The organism is Flavobacterium sp. PL12, assembly GCF_039123485.1.
GTDB classification, from domain to species: Bacteria; Bacteroidota; Bacteroidia; order Flavobacteriales; family Flavobacteriaceae; genus Flavobacterium; species Flavobacterium weaverense.
Genome location: NZ_JBANDI010000051.1, coordinates 1 through 3,770 on the forward strand (window position 1 = coordinate 1; position 3,770 = coordinate 3,770).

Annotated in this window: 3 protein-coding genes; all 3 read right to left on the reverse strand. The window is 30.4% G+C overall.

Annotation, left to right across the window (positions count from 1 at the left end):
* Nucleotides 1-59: 59 nt before the first annotated feature.
* Nucleotides 60-812 carry a hypothetical protein gene (locus RCH19_RS14600; protein ID WP_343023845.1) on the reverse strand — a complete coding sequence of 251 codons (753 nt, stop codon included), beginning with the start codon at nt 810-812 and terminating at the stop codon, nt 60-62.
* Between the two features lie 369 nt (nt 813-1,181).
* Nucleotides 1,182-2,546, reverse strand: a complete 1,365-nt coding sequence (locus tag RCH19_RS14605) for an NAD(P)/FAD-dependent oxidoreductase (protein WP_343023846.1) — start codon at nt 2,544-2,546, stop codon at nt 1,182-1,184.
* A 337-nt stretch (nt 2,547-2,883) separates the two neighbouring features.
* Nucleotides 2,884-3,216, reverse strand: a complete 333-nt coding sequence (locus RCH19_RS14610) for a hypothetical protein (protein WP_343023847.1) — start codon at nt 3,214-3,216, stop codon at nt 2,884-2,886.
* Nucleotides 3,217-3,770: the final 554 nt, after the last annotated feature.

Here is a 3,770-nt window from a genome sequence, read left to right on the forward strand (position 1 = left end):
TAAAGTAAGGTCAAGTAAGGGATTACTAGTCCATATTTTTGGAAAAATAGCATCTGCTTTTATAAATTTAATTTTTTAACCCTTGATTCGCATGAGTAATAAATTAGTATGGTCATAATTACAATCGAAATTATCGATGCTTGTAGCGTTCCTAAATCTAATCCACCTTTAATAATTGGCTTAGTTAAGAAATCTCCAAATGTTGCACCAAAAGGACGAGTAAATACAAATGCCAACCAAAACAAAACTACTTCATTAAGTTTAGTGTAATAATGCAGTAGTATCACAATAACTATTATTATTGCTGTAATCAAAGCGCCTTGAAGATAACTAAAGCCAATTATGTCGCTCAAATAATCTCCAAATGCAGTTCCTAAACTATTTGAAAACAAAACGGCAATCCAGAAATAAAGCTCTTTCTGAGTCTCAATAATTGGATTTACATTTAAGTTATTGTATTTTTTATTCCAGAGAAACAAAGTGCCAACTAGTCCCATGAGTAGAATTAAACTTCCTAAAGTGTACCCTAAATTTAAACTGCGATCGATAAAGTCTGATATTTCTGTTCCAAGAGTTGTTGTTGCAATAATAACTAACCAAAAAGATATTGGGTTAAATTTTTTAGCCTTCAATTGCACATACAAAAGAACAAGAAAAAATACTGATGTAATTACAATCCCTGTTAGGTATCCCAATTTTAATGTCATCGAAATAAAGTCCCCTAAAGTTTCCCCTAGCGTTGTCGCAACAATTTTCATAAGCCAAAAAAGCAATGTTATTTCGGCAATTTTATTCAGTTTTGCTGTTTCCATAATTTCTAAAATTTAGTAATTAGTACAAAATAGATTCATTCGATATGATTTATAATAGTAAAAATCTCCCTTCTGCTATTTAAAAATAGGCTACGTTTTTCAAGCTTTCGTTTCTTTAATTTCATATTTCGATTTACCATAAGTAATCTCAATTTTCGCGCGTGCATGTAGTCGTGAACATTTATGAGAATTATTACATGCCATTTTTAATTGCGCAGAAATCTTTTAAAAATTTATTGTACTTTGTTTATCTAACCATTTTTCATTTAAAGAGAAATTTGAAAATTGCACTATACCATTATTTTTAAAACTGACGAGATTTTCTCATTTGTCTTCTCCATCACATTTTGCTTTTTTAACGTTTAGAACTTATTCTTCGTTGGTCAACATTTTTTTTAAGTCATTACTGTACGAAGGATAAGTGAAAATTTGCTTTTTAAACTGAAGAACCGTCATTTTCTGTTGGATAGCCATTGAAAATATATTGATGGTTTCGTTAGCTTCAGAACTTAATAAATGGGCACCAATTATGACACTGGTTCGCTCATTCACTAAAATTTTGTAGGCGTAAATTGGGTTGTTTTCTTTTTTTGCATTGTACCAATGACTTGCATCTCCTTTATAAATCTTAATATTTTTGAAATGTTTGTTAGCTTCTTCTTCAGTATAACCAACGCTTGATAGCTGAGGATTTGAAAATACGGTCGAAGGGATTGCGGGAACTTCAAATTCCTTAGAATTTTCTTTAACAACATTATTTCCAACTATATAACCTTGTAAACCGGCTAACGGAGACAAAGCCAGCGATTTACTGCTAACATCTCCGCAGGCATAAAAATTTGGGTTGGAAACGCTTTGAAGAAAATCGTTAACAAGTACTCCACTTTTATCAAACTTTACAGTAGCATTGTCTAAAGCTAGCATTTCAATAGATGGAACGCGACCAGCGGTGTTGTAAACTTTTCTTGATCTAACAGATAAAATTTCACCATTTAAAACGTAATTAACTTTTAAATTCTTAGTTAACTTCTCTATTGATGATACTTCGGCGTTAAATATGAAAGTGATACCGAGAGTTTCAAGATGGGCAACTAATTTATTAACTAAATATTCGTCAAATTGTATTAATGCTTTTGGACCATTCTCGATCATAGTTACTTTACAACCCATTGTGGCTAGCATACATGCGAACTCAATTCCAACATAACCCGTGCCAATAAATGTTGCTGTTTTAGGTATTTTTCCTAGATTTAAAATATCATCGCTAGTATCAAGAAAAGCTCTGCCTTCCATATTTAATTCTCGAGGAATCATTCCCGAAGCAATTACAAATTTAGCAGCTGAAATCAGTTTTCCCTCAACCAGAACTTCACTTAAATTTTGGAATACAGGAGATTGATGGTAATAATCTATTCCTAAATCAGAAAAGTTTTTCTCAGTGCGTGATGGAATATCATCGGTATAGATTCTTTTAAAGTTTTGAACGTCTTTCCAATTAACTTGTAGTTTTTGAGAAATTCCTTGATTGACTAGAAGTTGACTTTTGGTGACCATTTCTGTGAATTGCAGTAATATTTTTTTTGGATCACAACCTCTTGTGGAGCAAGTTCCACCAAATTCTCTGTTGTCAGCTATTGCAACCTTCAAATTATTTTTCACACAAATTTCGGCAGCAGTTCGACCTGCAGTACCAGTTCCAATTATGAAAACATCATAATGTTTTATTTCTTTCATCGAGTACTAATCTAAATAATTGAAGCTAAGATAATACTCTAGATTTATAAGTTATTAGGTTTTTTTCTGCTTTGTGTTTTAATTAGGTTTAACGCTGAACAGTTTTAGGCTGAAAGGTTGTCGAAATTCGTTAAATTGCTTTAGATCCAAATTAAGGAATTACAGAATTTATAATGCTTATAAACGAACAAAAAATTAAAAATTATAAAATAGATTTTAAGAGTTTAAAATTTTTATTTTAGACATCAATGAATTTGACTCAAGTTCATTATTAGAAATACGTATTGCAGCAATTTCTCAAGTACAATTTTTACCTTTGATTGTAAATGTTGTCAGTTTAGTTATCTTCTTTTTTCTGGAAATTTTTAATTAGAGTATTCGTTCCATCTGTTATTTTTAAAGTAATTTCTTTATCATTTTCTGAAATGTACCAAACATTTTTAATATCCCAATTTGAAATGCTCAAACTGTCGTTCACTTTCAATTCTGAATCACTGCTACTAATTTCTTTTTCGAAAACACCAAGATTTCTAATTACTTGCAGTGGAGCATATCTTGCCATTATACTGTAAGTTGCAATTTGGACACGGTATTCTGGCGTTATTTCCTTTTCGAATCTAAGTCCTTTTCCTGTAACCGAAAGATACATTCCCCAAAAAGGAACTCCCATTGTTATTAAGCTTAATATGATTGTAAAAATAAGTAGTGCAAAGTATACTTTTACTAATTTCTTTTTCCAAAATAAGATAATAATGATACATGTCAAACTAAGCCAAATCCAAAATAAAATTCTGTCACTCCAAAATCCTGCAAAAGTTATGTTTTACTTTATATTTAGAAATATATTTGTCAATGAGATTAAGCAAACTAAAATGTAAACTATAAATATTTTATTCATTGGTTGCTATTAGCTGTTAAACTTTTTCATTTTTTTTGAAATTAGATTTATTATTTTTCAAAATCGTGGTTCTTTCGGGAAGCGAAGTTCAAAGCTTTAGTCTCGTATTTAACTTCAATTCAATTACTCAACTTTATCCAAGAGTCAAATGCAATCTGAATAATAATATTAAGAGCGCTGCGGTATTTACAAACCAAATTTTAGAAAATATTCTATTAATCGTTTTATATTATTAACCCGTTGGGTGTAATTATTTAAAGTAAAATAAATGACTTAGATATTGGTCAAGATACTGAAATTCAGTATCTTGAAGTCGCTAAACAACC

Excerpts from the sequence above, each read along its gene's own strand:
- RCH19_RS14600 (WP_343023845.1), bottom strand. The coding sequence starts at position 812 with ATGGAAACAGCAAAACTGAATAAAATTGCCGAAATAACATTGCTTTTT.
- RCH19_RS14610 (WP_343023847.1), bottom strand. The coding sequence starts at position 3,216 with ATGGGAGTTCCTTTTTGGGGAATGTATCTTTCGGTTACAGGAAAAGGA.
- RCH19_RS14605 (WP_343023846.1), bottom strand. The coding sequence starts at position 2,546 with ATGAAAGAAATAAAACATTATGATGTTTTCATAATTGGAACTGGTACT.